21 protein-coding genes and 1 tRNA gene are annotated in these 23470 nt (G+C 67.6%); 9 read left to right on the plus strand and 13 right to left on the minus strand.

All coding sequences use genetic code 11. The annotated features are described in order from the left end of the window. The first annotated feature begins 30 nt into the window (after positions 1–30). From AC1HFW_RS23135 to AC1HFW_RS23155, 5 genes are all read left to right on the plus strand, one after another. Positions 31–1476 carry a S41 family peptidase gene (locus AC1HFW_RS23135; RefSeq protein ID WP_035359660.1) on the plus strand — a complete coding sequence of 482 codons (1446 nt, stop codon included), beginning with the start codon at positions 31–33 and terminating at the stop codon, positions 1474–1476. Continuing rightward, positions 1473–2228 carry a HesA/MoeB/ThiF family protein gene (locus tag AC1HFW_RS23140; RefSeq protein WP_116523070.1) on the plus strand — a complete coding sequence of 252 codons (756 nt, stop codon included), beginning with the start codon at positions 1473–1475 and terminating at the stop codon, positions 2226–2228. The genes AC1HFW_RS23135 and AC1HFW_RS23140 overlap by 4 nt, the downstream gene beginning before the upstream one ends. Positions 2229–2378: 150 nt before the next feature. Then, on the plus strand, positions 2379–3557 hold the full coding sequence (locus tag AC1HFW_RS23145) for a GGDEF domain-containing protein (RefSeq protein ID WP_479285305.1): 1179 nt from the start codon (positions 2379–2381) through the stop codon (positions 3555–3557). A 109-nt stretch (positions 3558–3666) separates the two neighbouring features. Then, positions 3667–4386, plus strand: coding sequence for a FadR/GntR family transcriptional regulator (locus AC1HFW_RS23150; RefSeq protein ID WP_006391748.1), 720 nt, complete (start codon positions 3667–3669; stop codon positions 4384–4386). Continuing rightward, a complete protein-coding gene (locus tag AC1HFW_RS23155; protein ID WP_479285306.1) occupies positions 4383–5795 on the plus strand; it encodes an FAD-binding oxidoreductase in 1413 nt (470 codons plus the stop codon). Before AC1HFW_RS23150 ends, AC1HFW_RS23155 begins: the two co-directional genes overlap by 4 nt. Before the next feature lie 330 nt (positions 5796–6125). On the opposite strand, the gene thiC is transcribed toward AC1HFW_RS23155, so the two are convergent. Further along, complete coding sequence (thiC, locus tag AC1HFW_RS23160; protein ID WP_006391745.1) at positions 6126–8039, minus strand: phosphomethylpyrimidine synthase ThiC; 1914 nt, start codon at positions 8037–8039, stop codon at positions 6126–6128. A 369-nt stretch (positions 8040–8408) separates the two neighbouring features. Here thiC and AC1HFW_RS23165 point away from each other — a divergent pair, with 369 nt between their 5' ends. Next, on the plus strand, positions 8409–8978 hold the full coding sequence (locus AC1HFW_RS23165) for a SecDF P1 head subdomain-containing protein (RefSeq protein WP_006391744.1): 570 nt from the start codon (positions 8409–8411) through the stop codon (positions 8976–8978). 63 nt (positions 8979–9041) lie between these two features. Here AC1HFW_RS23165 and AC1HFW_RS23170 read toward each other — a convergent pair whose 3' ends face one another. After that, on the minus strand, positions 9042–9491 hold the full coding sequence (locus AC1HFW_RS23170) for a helix-turn-helix domain-containing protein (protein WP_050813108.1): 450 nt from the start codon (positions 9489–9491) through the stop codon (positions 9042–9044). A 199-nt stretch (positions 9492–9690) separates the two neighbouring features. Between AC1HFW_RS23170 and AC1HFW_RS23175 the strand changes: the two genes are divergently transcribed. Further along, a complete protein-coding gene (locus AC1HFW_RS23175; RefSeq protein ID WP_479285307.1) occupies positions 9691–10260 on the plus strand; it encodes a winged helix-turn-helix domain-containing protein in 570 nt (189 codons plus the stop codon). A gap of 151 nt (positions 10261–10411) precedes the next feature. Here the strand turns inward: AC1HFW_RS23175 and proB are convergent, their stop codons facing one another. The 4 genes from proB to rplU form a co-directional block, all read right to left on the minus strand. Beyond that, on the minus strand, positions 10412–11548 hold the full coding sequence (gene proB, locus AC1HFW_RS23180) for a glutamate 5-kinase (protein WP_006391741.1): 1137 nt from the start codon (positions 11546–11548) through the stop codon (positions 10412–10414). 57 nt (positions 11549–11605) lie between these two features. Then, on the minus strand, positions 11606–12742 hold the full coding sequence (obgE, locus tag AC1HFW_RS23185) for a GTPase ObgE (protein ID WP_061073077.1): 1137 nt from the start codon (positions 12740–12742) through the stop codon (positions 11606–11608). A gap of 177 nt (positions 12743–12919) precedes the next feature. Further along, positions 12920–13180 carry a 50S ribosomal protein L27 gene (rpmA, locus tag AC1HFW_RS23190; protein ID WP_006216229.1) on the minus strand — a complete coding sequence of 87 codons (261 nt, stop codon included), beginning with the start codon at positions 13178–13180 and terminating at the stop codon, positions 12920–12922. Positions 13181–13215: 35 nt separating this feature from the next. After that, positions 13216–13527: a 50S ribosomal protein L21 gene (gene rplU, locus AC1HFW_RS23195; RefSeq protein WP_006389960.1), complete on the minus strand. Its 312-nt coding sequence runs from the start codon at positions 13525–13527 to the stop codon at positions 13216–13218. A 540-nt stretch (positions 13528–14067) separates the two neighbouring features. Here rplU and ispB point away from each other — a divergent pair. Further along, positions 14068–15033 (plus strand): octaprenyl diphosphate synthase, encoded by a 966-nt coding sequence (ispB, locus tag AC1HFW_RS23200; protein ID WP_061073078.1) that lies wholly within the window; start codon positions 14068–14070, stop codon positions 15031–15033. Between the two features lie 192 nt (positions 15034–15225). Further along, positions 15226–15302, plus strand: a tRNA-Pro gene (locus AC1HFW_RS23205). 119 nt (positions 15303–15421) lie between these two features. On the opposite strand, the gene AC1HFW_RS23210 is transcribed toward AC1HFW_RS23205, so the two are convergent. From AC1HFW_RS23210 to AC1HFW_RS23240, 7 genes are all read right to left on the minus strand, one after another. Continuing rightward, a complete protein-coding gene (locus AC1HFW_RS23210) occupies positions 15422–16240 on the minus strand; it encodes a phosphate/phosphite/phosphonate ABC transporter substrate-binding protein (protein WP_061073079.1) in 819 nt (272 codons plus the stop codon). A gap of 10 nt (positions 16241–16250) precedes the next feature. Next, positions 16251–17255: an ornithine cyclodeaminase family protein gene (locus AC1HFW_RS23215; RefSeq protein WP_061073080.1), complete on the minus strand. Its 1005-nt coding sequence runs from the start codon at positions 17253–17255 to the stop codon at positions 16251–16253. A gap of 14 nt (positions 17256–17269) precedes the next feature. Beyond that, the gene (locus AC1HFW_RS23220) at positions 17270–18253 is read right to left on the minus strand and encodes a Bug family tripartite tricarboxylate transporter substrate binding protein (RefSeq protein WP_035359647.1); all 984 of its coding nucleotides are present in this window, start codon (positions 18251–18253) and stop codon (positions 17270–17272) included. A gap of 40 nt (positions 18254–18293) precedes the next feature. Continuing rightward, a complete protein-coding gene (locus AC1HFW_RS23225; protein WP_479285308.1) occupies positions 18294–19952 on the minus strand; it encodes an HAL/PAL/TAL family ammonia-lyase in 1659 nt (552 codons plus the stop codon). A gap of 256 nt (positions 19953–20208) precedes the next feature. Beyond that, positions 20209–21039, minus strand: a complete 831-nt coding sequence (locus AC1HFW_RS23230) for a carbon-nitrogen hydrolase family protein (protein ID WP_479285309.1) — start codon at positions 21037–21039, stop codon at positions 20209–20211. A gap of 12 nt (positions 21040–21051) precedes the next feature. Beyond that, a complete protein-coding gene (locus AC1HFW_RS23235) occupies positions 21052–21915 on the minus strand; it encodes a serine hydrolase (RefSeq protein WP_479285310.1) in 864 nt (287 codons plus the stop codon). An 11-nt stretch (positions 21916–21926) separates the two neighbouring features. After that, positions 21927–23372 (minus strand): gluconate:proton symporter, encoded by a 1446-nt coding sequence (locus AC1HFW_RS23240; RefSeq protein WP_479285311.1) that lies wholly within the window; start codon positions 23370–23372, stop codon positions 21927–21929. Positions 23373–23470: the final 98 nt, after the last annotated feature.

Genomic DNA, 23470 nt, shown 5'->3' on the forward strand with positions numbered 1-23470 from the left:
TCAAGGGCGAAAACCATTCGGGAAGTGTGCATGAGCACTCGCAAGTTTCGCGGTTTCGGTCTGATTGCCATCGGTGCGGTGGCAGGTGTCTTGCTCAGCGTGGGCGTGACGGCTGTCGCCCAGCGCGGCAGCCCCTTGCCGCTGGATGAACTCAGGCAACTGAGCAACGTCTTCGCCGCCATCAAGAACAACTACGTCGAGTCGGTGGACGACAAGACGCTGATCGACAATGCCATTTCCGGCATGGTGTCGAACCTGGACCCGCACTCCGCCTACCTGGATGCCGACGCGTTCCGCGAAATGCAGACGGCCACGCAGGGTGAGTTCGGCGGCCTGGGCATCGAAGTCGGCGCCGAAGACGGCTTCGTCAAGGTCATCTCGCCCATCGAGGACACCCCCGCCGCGCGCGCGGGCGTCATGGCCGGCGACCTCATCATCAAGATCGACGACACGCCCACCAAGGGCATGTCGCTGAACGACGCCGTCAAGCTCATGCGCGGCGCGCCCAAGTCGCCCATCACGCTGACCATCATGCGCGCCGACCGGCCGCAGCCGATCGTGCTCAAGATCGTGCGCGACATCATCAAGGTGCGCAGCGTGCGCAGCAAGATGCTGGACAACGGCGTGGCCTACGTGCGCATCGCCCAGTTCCAGGAAAAGACCGGCGTCGACCTGGCCAAGCAGCTCAAGGACCTGGGCGCCAAGGAAGCCCCCAAGGGCCTGGTGCTCGACCTGCGCAACGACCCGGGCGGCCTGCTGACCAGCGCCATCGGCGTGTCCGGCGCGTTCCTGCCGGCCGACGCCCTGGTGGTGTCGACCGACGGCCGTACCCCGGACGCCCGCCACAAGTACCTGGCGACCCCGTCGGAATACGCCCGCGGCGAAAGCAACTACCTGTCGGGCCTGCCGGCCTGGACCAAGACCGTGCCGATGGTGGTGCTGGTCAACGTCGGTTCGGCCTCGGCCTCGGAAATCGTGGCCGGCGCGCTGCAGGACCACAAGCGCGCCAAGGTGCTGGGCAACCGCACCTTCGGCAAGGGCTCGGTGCAGGTGATCCTGCCGCTGTCGGAAACCACCGCGGTCAAGCTCACCACCTCGCGCTACTTCACGCCCAGCGGCCGTTCGATCCAGGCCACCGGCATCGAGCCCGACTACGTCGTGGCCGACACCGCCGACGGCGACCTGTTCCGCCTGCCGCGCGAAGCCGACCTGCAACGCCACCTGTCCAACCCGGGCACGGCCAACGAAGTGAAGTCCAACTCGGACCAGGACAACGTCGACGTGCCGACCAAGGTGTTCGAGTTCGGCGGCAAGGATGACTTCCAGCTGCAGCAGGCGGTCAACCTGCTGGCCGGCAAGCCGGTGCAGAAGGGCTCGGCCCGCGCCCAGGCCAAGGCGGATGCCAAGCCCGGCACCGGCACCGCCCAGCGCATGAAGATCACGCCGACCGGAGTCGAGCCCAGCAAGGACAAATGAACGACGAGCAACTACTGCGCTACGCCCGCCATATCCTGCTCGACGAGCTGGGTATCGAAGGGCAGGAAAGACTGCTGGCGGCGCGTGTGCTTATCGTAGGGGCGGGTGGACTGGGTTCGCCCGCCGCGCTCTACCTGGCCACCGCCGGCGTCGGCGAGATCACGCTGGCCGATGACGACGTCGTCGAGCTCAGCAACCTGCAGCGCCAGATCCTCCACACCACCGCGAGCGTGGGCCGGCCCAAGGCCGAGTCCGGCCGCGACATGTTGGCCGCTTTCAATCCCCAGACCCGCGTGCATGCCCGCGTCGAGCGGCTGCAGGGCCAGGCGCTGTCCGACGCCGTGGCGCAGGCCGACCTGGTGCTGGACTGCACCGACAACTTCACCACCCGCCACGCCATCAACCGCGCCTGTGTGCAGCATCGCAAGCCGCTGGTGTCGGGCGCGGCCATCCGCTTCGACGGCCAGGTCAGCGTCTACGACCTGCGCGACCCCGAGGCGCCTTGCTACCACTGCCTGTTTCCCGAGGCGGACGACGTCGAAGAGGCCAATTGCGCCACCATGGGCGTGTTCGCGCCGGTGGTCGGCATCATCGGCAGCATGCAGGCGGCCGAGGCGCTCAAGCTGCTTTCGGGCGTGGGCGAGAGCCTGTCGGGACGCCTGCTGTGGCTCGACGTGCGCACCATGCAGTGGCGCAGCGTCAATGTGCAGCGCGATCCCGAGTGCGCGGTTTGCGGGACCCGCGGGCATTGATCTGTCCGCCCGGTGGATATTCTGTCCCCGTAAAATCTGCATGTCATGATCCGTGCGAACAATATTAAAGGTTTGAAATACCTGCTATAACGCCAGCCAGCCCTCCTTTCAGGGCAGGGCAGCTTTGGACGTATCGGAGTGGAAACAGGATTGAGCTTCAGCCTGCCCAAGTGGCGGCTGACCCGATGGTTGACGGATTCCGGGCAGGACACGCCAGCGGACATCCGCGCCGCGTTGATTGCCAGCCTGTTCGGCACGCTGCCCATCTTCGCGGGCGGCGTCATCAATACCCTCATGATCTCGGGCGTGGTCGCCTGGCGCCGTCCCGAGCCGCTCTATATCTCCTGGCTGGTGCTGGAGATCGTGCTGGCGGTGGTGCGGGTCACCATCCTGCGCTCGGCCTTGCGCAACGCCACCCGCGGCGGCAACACCCATACCGACATCTACATCGTGCTGGCGCTGCTGTGGGCGTTCAGCGTCGGCTACGGCGTCTTCGTCACCTTCCTCAACCATGACTGGCTGGCGGCCACGCTAGCCGGCGTGTCCTGCGGCGCCATGGCCGGCGGCATCTGCTTTCGCAACTATGGCGCGCCGCGGCTGGTGGCCGCGATGATCTTCCTGAGCCTGGGGCCGATGTGCCTGGGCGCGCTGTTCGCCGGCGAATACGTCACCGCCATCGTCTTCATCCAGATCCCGTTCTACCTGGTCAGCATGAGCATCGCCTCGCAGCGGCTGCGGCGCATCCTGGTGTCCACCATGCTGGCCGAGCGCGAGAACGAACGCCGCGCCAGCCAGGACGCGCTGACCGGCCTGGCCAACCGCGCCGGGCTGGAAGCCGCGCTCGAACGCATCTGCGCCAGCGCCCGCGGGCAGGACAGCGCCGCCGCGCTGTTCTACATGGACATGGACGACTTCAAGATCATCAACGACACCCACGGCCATGCCGCCGGCGACCACGTGCTCAAGACCATCGCCCAGCGCATGCGGGCCATGCTGCGGGTGGACGACGTCGCGGCCCGCATAGGCGGCGACGAATTCATCGTGCTGGCCACCGGCATCGACGCCACCGCCGCGCTGCGCCTGGGCAACCACCTGCTGCGCGACGCCATCCAGCCGATCACGCTGGCCGATGGCACGCGGGTCAGCGTGGGATTGTCGATCGGCATCTCGATCATTTCCGGCGCCGACCGCAAGGCCCAGTCGGTGCTGGATTCGGCCGACGCGGCGCTGTACCGCGCCAAGGCGCAGGGCGGTAGCCGCTGCGCGGTCGCCGGGGCGCCAGACCTGGAAGTGGTCCGGGAGACCGGGGACGCCGCCGCGACGGCCTGACGCCTCAAGCCTCAAGCCTCAAGCCGAGGGTGCGCGGCATCGCGGATTTCCTTCACTTCACTCCAAAGTTATCAGATAACCTGAAAAGTCCGCGCTATACTGCGTGGCTATGCTGACCAAGAGCCTCACCCTGACCGAACAGGTCGCCCGCCAGATCGCGGACGACATCGCCCATGGCGTCTACCCCGTGGGCGGCAAGCTGCCGTCCGGCCGCATCCTGGCCGAGCAGTACGGCGTCAGCGCCGCGGTCATCCGTGAGGTCACCGAGCGTCTGCGCGCGCAGGGCCTGGTGCAGAGCCGCCAGGGATCGGGCAGCGTGGTGCTGGCGCGCACCGGCGCGCAGGGCTTCCAGGTGCCCGCCGACATCGCCGTCAGCCGCGAGCAGCTGGCCAGCGTCTACGAATTGCGCATGGAACTGGAAGGCGGCGCCGCCGCCCTCGCGGCCGAGCGCCGCAACGCCGCCGACCTGGAGGCCATGGCCCGCGCCCTGGCCGACCTGGAACATCACCAGCACCATCCCGAACACGGGGTCGAGCACGACATCGCCTTCCACCTGGCGATCGCGGCCGCGACCCACAACCCGTTCTACCAGGACCTGCTGCAGTACCTGAACCTGCAATTGCGCCTGGCCGTCAGCACCGCGCGCGCCAACAGCCGCCAGCTGGCGGGCATGACGGACGCCGTGCACCACGAACACGTCGCCGTGTTCGAGGCCATCCGCGACCGCGATGCGCCGCGCGCGCGCCTGATGGCCGAACGCCACCTGCGGCAGGCGGCCAGCCGCCTGCGCCTCGATTCCCTCTTTCCCGCCTCCAGGCAGACATCATGAGCACAACCGACATCGCCCAGCGCCTGGTCCAGGCCCTCGGCCCCGACACCGTCTTCACCGCCAGCGAGGACATCGCGCCCTGGCTGTCCGACTGGCGCGGCCTGTACAACGGCCACGCGCAGGCGGTGGTCCGTCCGCGCACCACCGCCGAGGTCGCCACCTGCCTGGCGCTCTGCAACGAGGCCGGCGTGCCGGTGGTGCCGCGCGGCGGCAACACCGGCCTGTGCGGCGGCGCCACGCCCGATGCCGCGCCCGTCAATGTCGTCCTGAGCCTGGACCGCATGAACGCGGTGCGCGCCATCGACACCGTCGCCAACACCCTGGTCGCCGAAGCCGGCTGCATCCTCGGCAACCTGCGCCGCGCGGCGCAGGACGCCGGCCGCCTGCTGCCCCTGAGCCTGGCCGCCGAAGACTCCAGCCAGATCGGCGGCAACGTCGCGACCAACGCCGGCGGCGTCAACGTCGTGCGCTACGGCATGGCGCGCGAACTGGTGCTGGGCCTGGAAGCGGTGCTGCCCAGCGGCGAGATCTTCAACGGCCTGCGCACCCTGCGCAAGGACAACACCGGCTACGACCTGAAGCAGCTGCTGATCGGCTCCGAAGGTACGCTTGGCGTGATCACCGCCGTGGCGCTGCGCCTGTACCCGCGCACCGACGTGCGCTCGGTGGTGCTGGCCGCGGTCGAATCGCCGGCCCAGGCGCTGCAATTGTTCGAGATCCTGTTCGAGCAATGCGGCGCCCGCCTGCAGGCCTTCGAATATTTCTCGGGAGACTGCCTCGACCTGGTCCTGACGCACGCCGCCGGCGTGCAGGAGCCGTTCGAGCAACGCTACCCCGCCTATGTGCTGGTCGAGCTGGCCGACACCACCGATGAAGCGGCCCTGACCGCGCTGCTGGAAAACGTGATCGGCACGGCGCTGGAACGCGGCCTGTGCCTGGACGCCGCGGTCTCCGCGTCGCTGGCGCAGTTGCAGGCGCTGTGGAAGCTGCGCGAGGAAATCTCCGAAGCCCAGCGCGCCGACGGCCCGCACCTCAAGCACGATGTGTCGCTACCGATCGAGAGCATTCCCGATTTCATGGTGTCGGCCGAGGCGCGCGTGCGCGCGCTGTACCCGGACATCCGCCCCTTCATCTTCGGCCACTTCGGCGACGGCAACCTGCACTACAACCTGTCGCGCCCGGCGGGCGCGGACCGCGGCTGGGTCGCCGAACACGGCGCCGCGATCACCGACGCGGTCCTGGACGAGGTCAACCGCTACGAGGGCAGCATCAGCGCGGAGCATGGGATCGGGCAGCTCAAGCGGGAGCATTTCCTGCATAGCAAGGATGCGGTTGAGTTGCGGTTGATGCGGGAGATCAAGCGGGTTTTGGATCCTAGGGGGATTATGAATCCTGGGAAGTTGCTGTAGGTTTTTTGGGGTGCTTGTTTTGTTGATGTGTGGGGTTGCTTCGTAGGTCGCCCCTCGGTCGGGCGGACCCGATGGCGGGCGCCCACGATTGCGGTCCGGAGCGTTCGCTCCGGACCGCAATCGTAGCCCCGCCTCCCCCCGAGGGCCGCCGCATCGGGCGGCCCAAGAACCGACCCCTCGCAACCCAAGATCAGACCAACTCCGCAAAAAAACACCACGAATAACAAAAAAGGCCTGGAGCAACGCATCCAGGCCTTTCATACCGCCCCAAGTCCACCAAACAGCCGCCATCAGCGACCCGCCTGGCAAAGGCGAAATCCGTTCAGAAGATCACTGCCGGTGATAAACCTCGGCTCCCTTCTTCACGAACTCGATCGACTTCTCCTGCATGCCTTTTTGGAGGGCGTCTTTTTCGCTCACGCCTTGCGACGCCGCGTAATCGCGCACGTCCTGCGTGATCTTCATGCTGCAGAAATGCGGGCCGCACATCGAGCAGAAGTGCGCCACCTTCATCGAGTCCTTCGGCAGCGTCTCGTCGTGGAACTCCTTCGCCGTGTCCGGATCCAGGCCCAGATTGAACTGGTCGTCCCAGCGGAACTCGAAACGCGCCTTCGAGAGCGCGTTGTCGCGGATCGCCGCGCCCGGATGGCCCTTGGCCAGGTCCGCCGCGTGCGCCGCGATCTTGTACGTGATGATGCCGTCCTTCACGTCCTTCTTGTTCGGCAGCCCCAGGTGCTCCTTGGGCGTCACGTAACAGAGCATCGCCGTGCCGTACCAGCCGATCAGCGCCGCGCCGATGCCCGAGGTGATGTGGTCGTAGCCCGGCGCGATGTCGGTCGTCAGGGGGCCCAGCGTGTAGAACGGCGCCTCGTGGCAGTGTTCCAGCTGCAACTCCATGTTTTCCTTGATCATCTGCATCGGCACGTGGCCGGGGCCTTCGATCATCACCTGCACATCGTGCTTCCAGGCCACCTGCGTCAGTTCGCCCAGCGTCTTCAGTTCGGCGAACTGGGCTTCGTCGTTGGCGTCGTAGCCCGAGCCCGGGCGCAGGCCGTCGCCCAGCGAGAAGCTGACGTCGTAGGCCTTCATGATTTCGCAGATTTCCTCGAAGCGCTCGTACAGGAAGCTCTCCTTGTGATGCGCCAGACACCACTTGGCCATGATCGAGCCGCCGCGCGAGACGATGCCCGTCATGCGGTCCGCCGTCATCGGAATGAACGGCAGGCGCACGCCGGCGTGGATCGTGAAGTAGTCCACGCCCTGTTCGGCCTGCTCGATCAGCGTGTCGCGGAAGATCTCCCAGGTCAGTTCCTCGGCCTTGCCGTCGACCTTCTCCAGCGCCTGGTAGATCGGCACCGTGCCGATCGGCACCGGCGAATTGCGGATGATCCATTCACGCGTTTCGTGGATGTGCTTGCCCGTCGACAGGTCCATGACCGTGTCGCCGCCCCAGCGGATCGCCCAGGTCATCTTCTCGACTTCCTCGCCGATGCCCGAACTGACGGCCGAGTTGCCGATGTTGGCGTTGATCTTGACCAGGAAATTGCGGCCGATCGCCATCGGCTCGACTTCCGGGTGGTTGATGTTGGCGGGGATGATGGCGCGGCCGCGGGCGATCTCGTCGCGCACGAATTCCGGCGTGATGGCGGCCGGGATGGCGGCGCCGAACGATTGGCCCGGGTGCTGGCGCAGCAGGCGCTTGACCATCTTCTCGCCGTCCGGACCGCTGTCGCGCAGCGTCTGCAGGTAGTGCTCGCGGCGCAGGCTTTCGCGGATCGCCACGTATTCCATTTCGGGCGTGATGATGCCGCGGCGCGCGTAGTGCATCTGCGAGACGTTGGCGCCGGCCACGGCGCGGCGCGGCGGGCGTTGCAGGTCGAAGCGCATGGCCGTCAGCTTGGGATCGGTCAGGCGTTCCTTGCCGTAATCGCTGGTCGGACCCGACAGCACTTCCGTGTCGCCGCGCTCGTCGATCCAGGCGCGGCGCACTTCCGGCAGGCCGCGGCGGATGTCGATCCTGGCATCGGGGTCGGTGTAGGGGCCGCTGCAATCGTAGACGGTCAGCGGCGGGTTCTTTTCGCCACCGAACATGGTGGGCGTGTCGTCCTGTTCGATCTCGCGGAACGGGACGCGGATGTCGGGACGGGAACCGACCTCGTAGACCCGGCGAGATTTGGGCAACGGGGCGACCGCGGCCGCGTCGACTTCGGCGGTGGCGGCCAGGAATTTGGGATTGGCGTTCATGGAAAGCTCCAAGCGAATGGTTTGGAGCCGATCGGGAATGGACTCCCGCCATGCGGGCATGGCGGGAATACGGCTCCCAGCATCGGCATTATCCGTACTGGTACGAAGGGACTCTCTCAACACGTCGGGCCGATTCGGCGCGACGAGTACCCCTGCGCGAAAGCGAAGTATAGAGCCTGCCCGGCCCCGGCGCGAATGACGGCCGATGCTGCGCTGCGGCAGCGTGATCCCCGATCGGTTGCGGATGCTCGTAGTACCGCTTTACATTTGGAATCAGTCTGCGGAGACAGTGCCATATAGGTTCTGTACACTTTTTCCGTCAGCCGGCGGTCAGCCCCCCGGCTCAGTCCACTCAAGAAGGAAACGAGCATGCAACTTACCCTACGCAAACTGGCACCCGCCCTGGTGGTCATGACCCTTGCGCTTGCGGGTTGCAAGACCGCCCCGACCAAATCCGGCGCCGCCGCCACGCCCGATGCGGCCGGCCAACAGCAATCGTCCGGGCAGCAGCAGCCCGCCACCGCCTCGGTGGTCGAGTTCTACGTGGCCCAGACCCAGTCCGCTCCTGGCCTGGTCGAAGTCGCCCTGCCCGACGGCAAGCTCTACATGCAGCAGCAGCCTGTGCTGACGCGCGCCGATCTGACCGAAGCCGCCGCCCTGGTCGATCGCCAAGGCGCCAATTTCGTCGGTCTGCGTTTCTCGGAAGCCGGCACGCGCAAGCTGACCGAGATCAGCACCCAGAACGTCGGCAACATGCTGGCGCTGGTGATCGATCGTGAACTGATCGCCGCGCCGCGCATCGGCGAACCGCTGAACCGTGGCGTGCTGGCCTTCGGCGTGCCGTCGGCGCAAGCCGCTTCCGACATCGCCGCCAAGATCCGTGGCGAAAGCGCGCCCGCTGCCGGCGCCGCGCCGGCCCCGGCTCCCGCCAAGCCCTGATCTTTCCAGGCACAAAAAAACCCGGCGCTGCCGGGTTTTTTTTGTCCTGCTTCGGGCGTTTTCTCAGCCCTTGCGGCCGCGTGGCTTGACGCCGCGACGCGCCGTCATGGCTTCAATGAAGGCCAGCGTCACGGCTTCCAGCGCCACCCGATCCTCGGCCGTGAGCGTGTCGAGCATCGCGGGCGAGATCGTGGCGTAGGGCCACGGCGCCAACGGCCGCCCGCGCCGCGCGATGGCGCGGGGCAGGGGCTCCGAGACGCCGGTCGCCGGCAGCGTATCGCTCAGGTCGTAGCTCTCCATGGGCAGTTCCATGGGACCCTTGCCGGTCTCCAGCCACTCGAGTTCCACCTTCAACACCTGCGCCAGTTTGCGCAGGGAACGGCTCGAATGCCGCAGCCCGCTCTCGTAGCTGCCGATCGCGCTCTGCGACAGGCGGGTCAGGCGCGCCAAGGTTTTCTGCGTGTGGCCACGCAAAAGACGGGCGTGCTTCAGTCGGTCTGAAAAAGTCTTCACGCGTCGATTGAAGCTTGCGCCGTAGGCACTTTGGTGGATATAAATATTACTTAAGTGATAAGTTCGAAGAGGCGCTCACATGCAGGAAAGAGGTTACGTCCTCGTCGTGCAACTTGGTGGAATGGCATGCAACAAGTTCGTGCATACCTTACGTCAATTTCAGTGGGAGGTCGGTCTGTGCCGATCGCCCGAAGGGCTGTTGGCGCGTCTGCGCAATGAGCCCGCCGATGCCGTCGTGCTACGCGGCACCGTCGACGACCTGCCGCAGCTGATTGCCGCGCTGCGTCGCGCCGCGCCGGGTTGCGCCGTGGTCTGGCAGTCGCCCGAAGACTCCGCGTCGGCCCGTATTGCCGCGCTCGATGCGGGCGCCCATGTGTGCGTGCCGCTGCAGGCGAACATCCCCGAATGGGACGCCGTCCTGCGCAACCTGATGCGTTGCCAGCATCCCGCGGCCGACGCCATGCCGCGCTGGCGGGTCGATGGCCGTGGCCGCATGCTGGCCGGGCCCGCTGGTGAGCGGCTGCCCCTGACCAACACGGAGCGCGCCTTTTTCGTCAGCCTGTTGAATGCGCCGCACCAGTGCCTGCCGCGCGAGGGCTTCTTCCCCGATGCCGCGCGTGATCCCATGGACGGCGCGCGGCGCGTCGATGTGCTGGTATCGCGCCTGCGTTCCAAGGCGCGCCGGCTCAATATCGACCTGCCGGTGCTGGCGGTGCGAGGGTGGGGCTACATGCTGTTGCCGCAGGGCGTGCCGGCCGAACAGCCGTAGCCTGGCCTGCCGCCGGCGCGGTCCGGCTGGCGTGGGGCACGGTGCGAACGGCCATTGCGATGACGCTGTTCCGGTCGCGGGAAAGCGCGGTCCCAGCCAAAAAAAAGGCGCCCCTGCGGGCGCCTTCTTGATTGTCAGCCGGCGGTGTCCGTCAGAGCACGACCAGGTTGTCGCGATGCATCAGTTCGGGGTCGGTCATGCTGCCGAGGATGCGGGCGATCTGCGATGACGGCTGGCGCAGGATGCGGCGCGTATCCACCGATGAATAATTGATCAGCCCGCGCGCGCATTCGCGGCCCTGGCCGTCGACGCAGGCGACCACGTCGCCGCGGCCGAATTCGCCTTCCACGTCCACCACGCCGATCGGCAGCAGGCTCTTGCCTTCGCGCAGCAGCGCCTGCACGGCGCCGTCGTCCAGCACCACGCGGCCACGCAGGCGCAGGTGGTCGGCCAGCCATTGCTTGCGAGCCGACCAGACCGGCAGCACGGCGCGCAATTCGCTGCCGATGCATTCGCCCTGCGCCAGGCGCGTCAGCACGTTGCGTTCGCGGCCCGAGGCGATCACGGTGTGTGCGCCGCTGTGCGCGGCGCGCTTGGCCGCCAGCACCTTGGTCAGCATGCCGCCGGTGCCGATGCCGCTGCCGGCGCCGCCAGCCATGGCTTCCAGCGCCGGATCGCCGGCCTGGGCGTGCGCCATGAACTTGGCGTCGGGATTCTTGCGGGGATCGGAGTCGTACAGGCCGCGCTGGTCGGTCAGGATGATGAGCGTGTCGGCTTCGATCAGGTTGGTGACCAGCGCGCCCAGTGTGTCGTTGTCGCCCAGCCGGATCTCGTCGGTGACCACCGTGTCGTTTTCGTTGACGATCGGCACCACGCCCAGGCGCAGCAGCGCGAACAGCGTGCTGCGCGCATTCAGGTAGCGGTGGCGGTCGGCCAGGTCTTCGTGGGTCAGCAGGATCTGCGCGGTGCGCAGGCCGTATTCGGCGAAGGCCGCTTCGTAGGCCTGGCACAGGCCCATCTGGCCCACGGCCGCGGCGGCTTGCAGTTCGTGCATCACCGACGGGCGCTTGCGCCAGCCCAGGCGGGCCATGCCTTCGGCGATGGCGCCGCTGGAGACCAGCACGACCTGCTTGCCCTGCTTGTGCAGCGCGGCGATCTGGGCGGCCCAGTGCGCCACGGCGGCGCGATCCAGGCCGCGGCCTTCATTGGTGACCAGCGACGAGCCCACCTTGGCGACAAGGCGCTGGGCGTTGGTGACGACGGAAACGGCGGGTGATTCGGCAGACATGATGGCGGCGGGCTGCGGCGCGAAAAAGGCGTAATCGAACGAGATTGCGATTATGGCTTATTCGTCGCCACGCGGCGCGGCCGGCTTCTTGTCGGCGTCGGTGCGGGTGTCGTCGAAGCGCGGGTCTTCGGCGACGTAGGTGCCGTCGGCCTGGTCCTGCGCCAGCTGTTCCTTTTCGCGTTCGGCGTCGAGGTAGTCCTGCAGCGCGTAGATCAGGTCCTGGGTGCCGTCGCCCGACAGGCCCGAGATACCGAACACCGGGCCCTTCCAGTCGTACAGCTCGATGAAGCGGCGCTTGGTGTCCTCGGGATCGGTCACCATGTCCAGCTTGTTCAGCACCAGCCAGCGCGGCTTGGCGGCCAGCTCGGGGTCGTAGCGGCGCAGTTCCTCGACGATGGCGCGGGCATCGACCACGGCTTGTTCCACGGGATCCGCGTCGGGATCGGGGGTGGACACGTCCACCAGGTGCAGCAGCACGCGGGTGCGCGCCAGGTGGCGCAGGAACAGGTGGCCCAGGCCGGCGCCTTCCGAGGCGCCTTCGATCAGGCCGGGAATGTCGGCCACGACGAAGCTGCGCGACGGCGAGGTGCGCACCACGCCCAGGTTCGGGTGCAGCGTCGTGAACGGGTAGTCGGCGATCTTCGGCTTGGCGTTGGAGATGCGGGTGATCAGCGTGGACTTGCCGGCGTTGGGCAGGCCCAGCAAGCCGACGTCGGCCAGCACCTTCAGTTCCATGCGCAGGTAGCGGTGTTCGCCTTCCTTGCCGGGCGTCCACTGGCGCGGGGCGCGGTTGACGCTGGACTTGAAGTGCATGTTGCCCATGCCGCCCTGGCCGCCAGCGGCCAGCACGACTTTCTGCTCGTGGCGGTTCAGGTCGAACAGGACTTCGCCGGTGTCGGCGTCATGGATGATGGTGCCGACGGGCACGCGCAGCGTGATGTCCGGGGCGGCGGCGCCGTACTGGTCCGAGCCGCGGCCGTTTTCGCCGTTCTTGGCGCGGTGCAGGCGCGCGTAGCGGAAGTCGATCAGCGTGTTGATGTTGCGATCGGCCACCGCGAAGATGGTGCCGCCGCGTCCGCCGTCGCCGCCGTCCGGGCCGCCCTTGGGGATGAATTTTTCGCGGCGAAAGCTCGCCACGCCATTGCCGCCTTTGCCGGCGACGACTTCAATGGTGGCTTCGTCTACGAATTTCATGGTGTCTGCGCGTGTATGAGATAGGGGGCTTCGCCGCGATGCGGCGAGGGTCACCGCGCATTTGCGGTGGCCGGAAGGAAAAAAAGCCCTGCCGCGTGCGACAGGGCTTTGCCGTTCTGGCCGGCGGCGGATCGCTGAGGCGACCACGCCGCTGGCCGGATCGTGCTGCGTCGAGGATTACTCGGCGGCGACGATCGAAACGGTTTGCTTGTTCAACGCGCCCTTGAAGCCGAATTGAACCTTGCCGTCGATCAGCGCGAACAGGGTGTGGTCCTTGCCCATGCCGACGTTCACGCCAGCGTGGAAACGGGTACCGCGCTGACGCACGATGATCGAACCAGCGGGAATCAGTTCACCGCCGAAAGCCTTGACGCCCAGACGCTTCGATTCTGAGTCGCGTCCGTTTCGCGTAGAGCCGCCGCCCTTTTTCTGTGCCATGTTTAGCTCCTGCTAATGTGGTACCGAGTCGCGTCTTAAGCCGTGATGGCTTCGATGCGGATTTCGGTGTAGTTCTGACGGTGGCCCTGACGCTTCTGATAGTGCTTGCGACGGCGCATCTTGAAGATCTTGACCTTGTCGTGGCGGCCTTGCGCAAGAACCGTTGCCTTGATCACGGCGCCGGCGACGAGGGGCGTACCAACTTTCAGTTGGTCGCCTTCGCCCACGGACAGCACTTGATCCAGGGTGATTTCTTGCCCAATGTCAGCCGGTATCTGTTCTACCTTGAGTTTTTCGCCAATGGCAACACGGTACTGCTTGCCACCGGTTTTTACGACCGCGTACATGGGGTATTCCTTAAATAGGTAAATGGGCTTATTCGCTTGCCGGCCCTGCTGGGCTGGCGGTACTTGCCTGGCGGTTGGAACGACCCTGGATGTTCGGGGCCGTGTTGCATGTGGGAAGGCCGCGTATCAAGCGTGTGTGGACTCCGTGCTCTGTATGAGCTGAGTCCATCCGCTATCCGCGCTTTTGCTTCCCTGCGGTTCACCGGGCGCGTAGTGCGTAATTCACCGACGTAATTCGGCCATCACTGACCGAATCCGGGATATTAGCGTGGGCCTGGGGAAAAGTCAAAAAGCGCTTGCGGGGTAAGGGCTTAGGTGTCGCCTGGGCGCCGCGATGGCCGTTCCGGATGGTGAAAAAATGGGGGCCGATCGACACGGATGGCGGCCGTCGAGGGCGGGCCCGCCCCGGGGCGCGGGGCGTCGTCGGGTCCGGCTTTGGTTCCTGACAGCCCGTATAATCGCTGGTCGAATCCCCCGCCATCCCGGCGGCCCAGCGGTAAGAGCTGTTACATACGGCTCGTTTCACTCTCCGGATACGTCTTGAATCTCCCCGCGCTCATTGCTCCCATAGTTGACGATATGAAAGCCGTCGATGCGGTTATCCGCGAGCGGCTGAATTCCGATGTGGTGCTGATCCGTACGATCGGCGACTACATCATTGGCGCCGGCGGCAAGCGCATGCGTCCGGCGATGGTGCTGATGGTGGCGCGCGCGCTGGGCTACGAAGGGACGCATCACCAGTTGCTGGCCGCCGTCGTGGAATTCATCCATACGGCGACGCTGCTGCATGACGACGTGGTCGACGAGTCCGACCTGCGCCGTGGCCGCGAGACCGCCAACGCGGTGTTCGGCAACGCCGCCAGCGTGCTGGTGGGCGACTACCTCTATTCGCGTTCGTTCGAGATGATGGTCGAGGCCGACTCGATGCGCATCATGAGCATCCTGTCCGAGGCCACCACGGTGATCGCCGAAGGCGAGGTGCTGCAGCTGCTGAACGTGCACGATCCGGACGTCTCGCAGGAGCGCTACCTGCAGGTCGTGCGCTACAAGACCGCCAAGCTGTTCGAGGCCGCGGCCCAGGTGGGCGCGGTGCTGGCCGGCGCCACGCCCGAACAGGAGGCCGCCGCCGCCGCGTACGGCCGCCACGTGGGCACCGCCTTCCAGCTGGTCGACGACGTGCTGGACTACAGCGGCGACGCCGCCGCGCTGGGCAAGAACGTGGGCGACGACCTGCGCGAGGGCAAGCCGACGCTGCCGCTGATCCGCGTGATGGAAGTGGGCACGCCTGAACAGCAGCAATTGATCCGCGACGCCATCAAGACGGGCGACGCCGATTTCGCCGCCGTGGCCGCCGCCATCCAGGCGACGGACGCGCTGGAACACGCCCGCGAGGCTGCCGTGGTCGAGGCGAATCGGGCCCGCGAAGCACTTTCTTCGTATCCCGTTTCCCCTTTTCTAAATTCTCTGTTAGAATTCTGCGCTTTCGCGGTGAATAGAGATCGCTAGCTGAAAAACAGCGCTGCAGCAGTTTTCAAAGCAGTGCCGTAGCGAGGCTTTAGCAAGGTCGAAGTTCACAAGGCGGGAAGGCGAAAGCCTTCAAGCCGAAGCGGGAAGTTGATTTGGTTGCACTGAGCGCAACGAAGTCAGTAGCTGTAGGGTGTGGGGTCGCGCAAGCCATAAACCCCCCATATCCAGACTCGGGGCGTAGCTCAGCCTGGTAGAGTACTGCGTTCGGGACGCAGGAGTCGGAGGTTCGAATCCTCTCGCCCCGACCACTCATGTGGTCGAATTCTTGGTGGTGTTCCCGACACCGTCAGCAATAGCCGGATCCGCGAAAGCGGCGCCGGCTTTTTTGCGTCTGGGGCCTGTGGTTGGCGGAATCGGCGCCGCCGGGTCAGCGGATCGCCGCGTAGCCGGCGACCTCTGCGGCCCGCGCCATTTCATCCAGCACCGTGTATGCGGCCGGGTCGGGCCGGGTGAAACGCGCCACGTGGGCGGCGCGTAGCAGCGGCCCGTGCGCCGGATCCTCGTGCATGGCCAGCAGTACGTCCGAGAGGGCCTGCGCAGCGGCCGGATCCACGTCGGGGCCGGCCACCAGCAACGGGTTCGGGGTCCAGGGCGTGTAGGCCAGCGTGCGCAGACCGGCCAGCACGGCCGGATCATGCTCGCGTAGCAGATCCAGGTACCAGGCGTCCGCGGCGGTCAGGTCGATCTCGCCGTCGGCCAGCGCGCGCAACAGGCCGCGCGGGTTGCCGTAAGGCCCCTTGGAGGCCGCGAACAGGGCGCCGCCGGGCGGAGCGACCTTGGCGAGCGCCGCGCGCGGCGCGTTCCAGCCGGATTGCGAGTCCTGCACCATCCAGCCATAGCGGCTGCCGGCCGCGTCGGCCAGCGACGACCAGGGGCAGTCGGCGCGGACCAGGAATTCGCTGCGGTAGCGCGGCAGGCCCTCGTAGGCCGGCCAGTCGGGCACCACCGCGGCCATGGCGCCGAAGGCCCTTCCGGCCTCCAGCGCCCTCACGTAGGGCCAGCCGCACATGAAGACGCCGCACAGGCCGGGCCGTTCCCAGAGCTCGCCGATCGGGGCCGGCCAGCCATGTTCGACGAATTGCACGCGCAGGCCGGCGCGGGCATGGGCGGCCCGCAGCAGCGCATGCCAGGCGGCCCGCGCCGCGGGCGCGACGTCGTACATGCGCGTCGAGGTGATGAAATCCATGGCCGGCTTCCTACGCGAACTTGAGGGTCTGGCCCAGGCCCATCTTGCGGGCCTTCTCCAGCATGGCGTGGCCCAGCGCGATGTCGGTGGTGGACAGGCCGCGGTGCCAGAACAGGATGGTCTCGTCATCGCGCTCGCGACCCGGCTTCAGGCCGGCGACGATCTGGCCCAGTTCGGCGTGCAGGTTTTCCTCGGTGATGCGGTCGCTGTCGACGTGGGCGCGCAGTGCGCCGTAGGGCAGGCCCTTGCGGCATTGGCCCCAGTCATCGACCACCACTTTGCTCATGATGTCGGTCAGGCTCAGTTCGACCGCGCTCATGGTGCCGTAGGGCATGACCAGGGCGCCGGGCTTGATCCATTCGGTCTTGAGCAGCGGCGTGGGCTGGGGCAGGCGCGAGGCCTCCACCACGATGTCGGCGCCGCGCACGCACGATTCCCAGTCGTTGACGACCTTCACGGGCTTGCCCAGGTCGCGCGACAGGCGTTCGCCGAAGGCCTGCTGGCTTTCGGGGCGGCGCGAATGCACGCGGATCTCGTCGAAGTCGTAGAGGCTGTCGAGCAGCCGCACGTTCCAGTAGGACGTGCCGCGCGCGCCGATGTGGCCCAGCACTTTGCTGTCCTTGCGGGCCAGGTACTTGGCGCCCAGCGCGGTGACCGCGCCGGTGCGCATGTCGGTGATGGCGGTCGCGTCCACCACGGCCAGCGGTTTGCCGTTGACCGGGTCGAACAGGTTGAGCAAGGCCATTTCGGAAGGCAGGTCGACCTTGTAGTTGTCGACGAAATCGCTGACGACCTTCACGCCCGCCACATGCAGCGGCGCGATGTAGCCGCGCAGCACGTTGAAGTGCCCCTTGTCGGAGGATTCCGGCACCAGGTGCACGCGCGGCTCGATGACGGTCTGGCCGCGGCCCTGGGCGTCCAGCGCGCTTTGCACGGCGGCCAGGATCTCGGCGTCGGTCAGGCCCAGCGCGCGCACGTCGGGGCCGTTCAGGTAGGTGATGTCGATGGATTGCATGGTCTCTCCCTTGTTTATTGAATTGGCTGGATGCCGGCCTGCTTGACGATGGCCGCCCATTTGTCGGTTTCCTGCTTGATCGCGCGGCCGAAGTCGGCGCGGTTGGACCCGGCCGGATCCACGCCCAGGCCGGCGAACTTCTGGCGCACGGATTCCTTTTGCAGCACGGCGGCGATATCGGCCTGCAACTGGTCGAGGATCTCGGGCGGCACCTTGGCCGGCGCGACGATGCCGTACCAGGAGGTCACGTCAAAGCCCGGGTAGCCGCTTTCGGCCACGGTGGGCACGTCCTTCAGTTGCGGCAGGCGCTGCGGCCCGGCCACGGCCAGCGCGCGCAGCTTGCCGGACTGGATGTGCGGCAGCACGGTGGACACGCCGGCGAACATCATGTCGACGTTGCCCGCCACCACGTCGTTGACCGCCGCGGCCATGGCGTTGTACGGGATGTGGCGCGTGACGATGCCGGCCGACTGGTTGAGCAATTCACCCGCCAGGTGGGCGCCGCTGCCGGGCCCCGGGGAAGAGTAGTTGAGCTTGTCCGGATGCTGGCGGGCGTAGGCCACCAGTTCGGTGAAGGTCTGGGCGGGCACTCGCGCGTTGACCACCAGCACGTTGGGCGAGGTGGCCAGCATGGTCACCGGCGCGAAGTCCCTGGCCGTATTGAAGGGCAGCTTGGTGTAGAGCAGCGGGTTGACCGTCAGGTTGCCCGCCGGCGCCAGGGCCAGCGTGTAGCCGTCCGGGTTGGCGCGCGCGACATAGTCCATGCCGATATTGCCGGACGCGCCGACCTTGTTCTCGATGATGACCGGCACGCCCCATTTGCTGTTGAGTTCCTGGCCGACGATGCGCGGCAGCGCGTCGGCGATGCCGCCGGCGCCGAACGGGACGACGATGGTGACGGGACGGGCGGGATACTTGCCGTCGGCCGCGCCGGCGGGCGCGGACAAGGCAGTGGCTAGCAGGGTACTACTCAGGCACAACGCGACATACTTGTTCATGATCATTCCCCTTGTGGCAGATCTGGCTGCGGCGCGGCGCCTACGGTGTGACGACGCGCTCTTCATCAAGAAACCGTTCGGCGCGCGCAATGTCGTCGGCCAGTCTCCTGTCTTGTGAAAGAAACGGCACTTGCTGGCGGAACGCGGCCAGCACGGCGCCGGTTCCCTTGCCCACCGGGCGCTGGGCGTCGGCGCGCGTGCGCAGGTCCACCGCCTGCGCCGCGTGGATCAGTTCGATGCCCAGCAAGGTGCGCAGGCGCACGGCCTGCTGGCCCAGGCGTTGCGCGGCCAGCGGGCCGTTGGTGGCGACGTCCTCGATGTTGCCGGCGACCGCCAGCGCGTCGGACGAGACGGGCTGCGACAACGCGCGGATCTCGGTGGCCAGCAGCGATACGGGCTTCTGGATGGTGGTGTAGGCCAGCGTGGTGTCGTTGGGCGACAGGAAGCGCGGCAGCCGTGTGAAGGTGGGGTCGCCCATGCGCAGCACGCGCTGCGCCGAGGATTGCGCCACCTGTGACAGCGCGACGCCGACCGACTGCAGGGGCACCACCCAGGCCGTGGGGTCGAACCCGGCGCTGGGCACCACGGCGCCGCGCTGCGGGCCCTGGGTCACGTAATAGCGGGCTTCCTGGGAGGTGACGCCGGGCGGCGGCGCCACGTCCAGGATCACGGTCGGGTTGTCGTCGGAGCTGTTGATCTGCACCCGCAACTGGATATCCAGCTGCCGCAAGGCTTCGCGCGCGGCGCCGTGTACCTGGCTCACGGTGCGAAAGCTCAGCGGGTCCTGCAGCGAGCGCTGCTCGTCCGCCAGCCACAGCGCGCTGCCGTCGAGCAGGGACAGGATGCGTTGGGCTACCTGTTGCTGGGCCGGATAGGGGCGCTGCGCCTGGGTGATGGCCAGCAGCGGCGCGACGTTGCCGTTCAGGCCCTCGAGCGACAGGGCCGCCACTTCGTCCGCGCGGTCGAGCATGCGCCGGGCATCGTCCGCGGCCAGGATGGCCAGCGCGGCGCCGTAGGCATTGGAACTGAGCAGGGACAGCGAGTCCTTGGCGTAGGGCTTGACCGGCGCCAGGCCGGCCTGGCGCATCGCGTCGGCCGCGGGCAGCGCTTTGCCGTCGAGCTCGATCATGCCTTCGCCCATCATGGCCAGGCCGATCTGCGGCAGGATGGTGATGTCGGCCTGGCCGACCGACCCCTGCCCGAGCACCACGGGCGTCAGGCCCTTGTTGAGGAAGTCGACGTATTGGCGCACCAGGGGCGGGCTCATGCCGGTGCCGCCGAACAGCGCGGTATTCAGCCGGATCAACATGGCGGCGCGCACGGTTTCGGGCTTCGCCGGCTCGCCGTAGGCGACGGTGTGCGACAGCAGCATGCGGTGATTGAAGGCTGCCGACGCCGCCCGGGCCTCGTCGGACAGCGTGTCGCCCGAGAAAATCGTCTGGTCCTTGTTCTGGCCGACGCCGCGGTTCAGGCCGTAGACGGGCTGCCCCAGGCGACCGTAGGCCAGCAGCAGGTCATGCGAGCGGGCCACGCGCTGCCAGGCGGCATCGGTGGGCGCCACGGCCTGGCCGCCCCGGGCCACCGCGATCACGTCCGACGGGGTGAGCGACCCGCCGTCCAGCGCCAGGGAGCTTTGGCTATCGGCGGCGCGCGCTTGCGCCCCGGGCGGCGCGGCGGCCGCGGCGGGCGTGGCGGACAAGGCTGCCGCCAGGGCCAGCAGCAGCGGTCCCGCCAGCCTGCGCGAGACCCGGCTCAGCTTTCGTCGGAAGCTCCTGAGGGAGCGCGGCCCGGCAAGGGCACGGGAAAACGATGGCGTAGCGCACTGCGTTGCATTCATGGACTCGTTCCAGAAAGTGCAATGTCGGAGGGAGTCTTTTGTACTTGCCTATACAAGTACAGTCAACCGTGTTTTCCCGACATGGCACCCGATGGCGCGAGTCCCGGCGGCGCGAAGGTCAGCCCGTCATGGCGCCGCCGTCATAGAGATCCGTGCGGCGATGTTCCCAGGCCGGCAGTCCGGCGCGCAGCGTGGCCACCCGTTCCGGGTCGAGGTCGGCCAGGAGGTAGCCGGTGCGGTCCGGCATGCAGGCCAGCACCGTGCCCCAGGGGTCGACGATCATGCTGCGGCCGAGGCAAGGCAGGCCGGGTCCGTCGCCGCCGATCTGCGCGGCGGCGATCACGTAGCACTGGTTTTCGATGGCGCGGGCGCGCAGCAGGGTTTCCCAATGGTCGCGCCCGGTGTGCAGGTTGAAGGCCGCGGGCACCACCAGCACGTTGGCGCCGCGCCCGCGCAGCGTGCGGTAGAGCTCGGCGAAGCGCAGGTCGTAGCAGATGCTCAGGCCCAGCGTCAGGCCCGCGGCCTCGACTGCCTGCAGGTGCGCGCCCGGCGCGAAGTCGGCGGATTCCCGGTAGGGCGTGCCGTCGACCACCGCGTCGTACAGGTGCACCTTGCGGTAGGTGGCGGCGATGCTGCCATTTGGGGCGAAGGTGACGCCGGTGTTGCCGAGCCGGTCCTGGTCCGCCAGCCGCTCATGCATCGAGCCCAGGTGGATCCAGCACTCATGGCGCTGCGCCAGCGCGGCCAGGCGCGCCGTGACCTCGCCGGGGATCGGGCTGGCGGCGGCGCGCAGCGTCGACGGTTCGCCGCGCACGTCGCTGTACTCGGGCGTGACGATCAGTTTCGCGCCGTCGTCGGCCGCGGCGGTGATCCAGTGTTCCAGCGCGGCCAGGTTGGCGTCGCGGTCCCGGCGGCTGTCGAGCTGGATGGCTGCCACTCTGATGGACATGTGGGTTCCTTTTCAGTGTTCCCGCGACTGGGCCTTCAGGCCCAGCGCGACCGCGCGCGCGATCTGCCCCAGCAGCGCGGCGCCTTCGCCGCCCTGGAGAGTCTGCGCGGTCTGCCAGTCGGTGAAACCGTCGGCCAGCACCGCCAGCACCACGCTGCGGTCGGCCACGGTGAGGATGCCGGCATCATGGCGCAGGCCCGGCAACTGGCCGGCTTTGCTGGCCAGGTGGGCCGGCGCCGGCAGCGCGGCGCCGAAGTGGGCGCGTTCGCGCTGGTCCGCCAGCAGGTCGAGCGCGAAGGTCCGCAGGGGCGCGGGCAGCGCGCCGTCGCGCAGCAGCCAGCAGAGCGCGGCCGTGGCGTCGTCGGCGCTGGTGAAGTTGTCGCGGCCGGCCTCGCGCGCGGCGGCGTCCATCATGCGGCGTTGCAGGCGGCTCGCCGTCAGTCCGGCGCGCTGGCTCCATTGGTTGATCTCGTCGAATCCCAGCAGCTCGATCAGCGCGTTGGTGGCGACGTTGTCGCTGAGCACGATCATCAGCCGCGCCAGTTCGGCCAGCGACAGGGTGGCGACGCTGGGCAGCTGGGCCAGGATGCCGGTGCCGCCGGCGCGGTCGCCGCACGCGGGCAGCACCAGCGGCTGTTCGAGTGCGTAACGGCCGCCGGCCACCACCTCGAGCAGCGCCAGCAGGATGGGGATCTTGATGATGCTGGCCGACGGTTGCTGCCGGTCGGCCTGGCGGGCCAGCACGATGCCGCCATCCAGGTCGCGCAGGCTCAGCGAGACCCGCGCGGGCGTGGCCGCCAGCAGAGGCGCCAGCGCCGCGTCGACGTACTGGCGCAAGGCGTCGCGGTCCAGCGGCTGCGATCCCAAGGGGAACATGGTCGATCTCCTCAAACCAGGAAGAAGAACAGGGACGAGAACAGGCAGAGGTTCACCAGGATCACCGCCCATCCGTTGTAGAGCATGTATTTGAGCTCACCCGAGCGCGCCAGGCCCATCTGGCCGAACATGTCCGAGGTGGGGAACGGGCCGAACCAGTCGATCTGCGAGCTGCCGAGGATGACGGCCGTGGTGGCCGCGGGGCCGACGCCGGCGGCCGCCAGCAGCGGGCCGAAGATCTTGGCGGTGAAGGTCATCTGCGCGACCGCGGCGCCGGGGATGTGGCCGATCACGTTGAACCACAGCACGATGACGCACAGCATGGCGCCGCTGATCCCGGCGAGGTAAGGCGTCGCGAGGTCCAGCACGGCGTGGTAGGCGTTGAGCTGGTCCACCAGCACCAGCACCGGATTGAACAGCCAGAACAGGAAGAAGATCCAGATCAGCTTGCCGGCGCCCGCGTACATCGCCTGCAGGATCGCGCGCGGACCCATGCCGCCGGCCAGTCCGGTGGTGGTGGCCAGCGCCACCATGACGATGATGGCGAAGGCATAACCCGCCTTGGCGAGCACGCCGACGATCGCAAGGAGGATGATGGTCAGGCAGAACGCCCACGCCGCCCGCATGGCGCTGCGCGAAGGCGCGGCATCGAGGTCGAAGGCGGCCGTGCCGGCGCCGGCTTCCTCGTATTGGTGGCTGGCCTCGGTCTTTTTCTGGATGCGGCCCGACATGAACCAGCCGGCCAGCAGCGTCGCCACGGCCATCGGGATGCCCGCCACCATCAGGTACTGCGGATAGCTCAGTCCGGTCAGGCCGGTCACCGTGACCACGTTGGGCGTGAAGGGCCCCAGCACCAGTCCGGCCGAGCCGGCGGTCTGGAACAGGGCGGCCACCGTGGGCGGCGACAGGCGCACGGCGGCGGCGATCGGGATGACCACCGCGGCGATGATGGCGTTGCCGCCGGCCAGGGTGCCCAGGGCGCCGCAGATCAGGGTCGAGGTCACCATGATGCCCAGGCGCACGCGCACCTGGTTCGACAGGCCGATGCGGCGCACGATGGCGCGCACCATCTGTTCCGCGGCGCCGGTGCGCGAGGCGACTTCGCCGACGCCGGCGCCCAGCACGATGATCAGGCCGACCACCGCGATGAACGAACCGAGCGAGTCGGCCAGCAGCTTGCCCATGGCGATGGGGGTGGTGCCGGTCATGATGGCGCCGAGCACGATGGCGGCGATGGTGGACAGCACGATGTCCACGCCCAGCAACGCGATGATGGCGAACACCAGCACGGGCGTCAGGCCCCACAGGCTGGTCTGGCCGGGCAGCGTGAAATGGGTGTACAGCGCGATGGCCAGGCCCACCAGGAACACCGCGATGGCGGCATTGCGCCGGCGCGGATGCAGCGAGCCGCCAGCGGGCGGGCGTGGCGCCGCCGCCGTTTGTGCCAATGAGGTCATGTCTTCTCCGTCCCTATCGATCTGTGGCCAGGCCGTGACGCGCTGCGCGTCCGGCGGTGTCGGCCTATTGTTGTGATCCCGCCTGGCATTGCTGCAGG

The sequence above is a fragment of the Achromobacter sp. ISS7 genome (assembly GCF_056523125.1).

Excerpts from the sequence above, each read along its gene's own strand:
- AC1HFW_RS23135 (WP_035359660.1), top strand. The coding sequence starts at position 31 with ATGAGCACTCGCAAGTTTCGCGGTTTCGGTCTGATTGCCATCGGTGCG.
- AC1HFW_RS23140 (WP_116523070.1), top strand. The coding sequence starts at position 1,473 with ATGAACGACGAGCAACTACTGCGCTACGCCCGCCATATCCTGCTCGAC.
- AC1HFW_RS23150 (WP_006391748.1), top strand. The coding sequence starts at position 3,667 with ATGCTGACCAAGAGCCTCACCCTGACCGAACAGGTCGCCCGCCAGATC.
- AC1HFW_RS23155 (WP_479285306.1), top strand. The coding sequence starts at position 4,383 with ATGAGCACAACCGACATCGCCCAGCGCCTGGTCCAGGCCCTCGGCCCC.
- thiC (WP_006391745.1), bottom strand. The coding sequence starts at position 8,039 with ATGAACGCCAATCCCAAATTCCTGGCCGCCACCGCCGAAGTCGACGCG.
- AC1HFW_RS23165 (WP_006391744.1), top strand. The coding sequence starts at position 8,409 with ATGCAACTTACCCTACGCAAACTGGCACCCGCCCTGGTGGTCATGACC.
- proB (WP_006391741.1), bottom strand. The coding sequence starts at position 11,548 with ATGTCTGCCGAATCACCCGCCGTTTCCGTCGTCACCAACGCCCAGCGC.
- obgE (WP_061073077.1), bottom strand. The coding sequence starts at position 12,742 with ATGAAATTCGTAGACGAAGCCACCATTGAAGTCGTCGCCGGCAAAGGC.
- rpmA (WP_006216229.1), bottom strand. The coding sequence starts at position 13,180 with ATGGCACAGAAAAAGGGCGGCGGCTCTACGCGAAACGGACGCGACTCA.
- rplU (WP_006389960.1), bottom strand. The coding sequence starts at position 13,527 with ATGTACGCGGTCGTAAAAACCGGTGGCAAGCAGTACCGTGTTGCCATT.
- AC1HFW_RS23210 (WP_061073079.1), bottom strand. The coding sequence starts at position 16,240 with ATGGATTTCATCACCTCGACGCGCATGTACGACGTCGCGCCCGCGGCG.
- AC1HFW_RS23215 (WP_061073080.1), bottom strand. The coding sequence starts at position 17,255 with ATGCAATCCATCGACATCACCTACCTGAACGGCCCCGACGTGCGCGCG.
- AC1HFW_RS23220 (WP_035359647.1), bottom strand. The coding sequence starts at position 18,253 with ATGAACAAGTATGTCGCGTTGTGCCTGAGTAGTACCCTGCTAGCCACT.
- AC1HFW_RS23230 (WP_479285309.1), bottom strand. The coding sequence starts at position 21,039 with ATGTCCATCAGAGTGGCAGCCATCCAGCTCGACAGCCGCCGGGACCGC.
- AC1HFW_RS23235 (WP_479285310.1), bottom strand. The coding sequence starts at position 21,915 with ATGTTCCCCTTGGGATCGCAGCCGCTGGACCGCGACGCCTTGCGCCAG.
- AC1HFW_RS23240 (WP_479285311.1), bottom strand. The coding sequence starts at position 23,372 with ATGACCTCATTGGCACAAACGGCGGCGGCGCCACGCCCGCCCGCTGGC.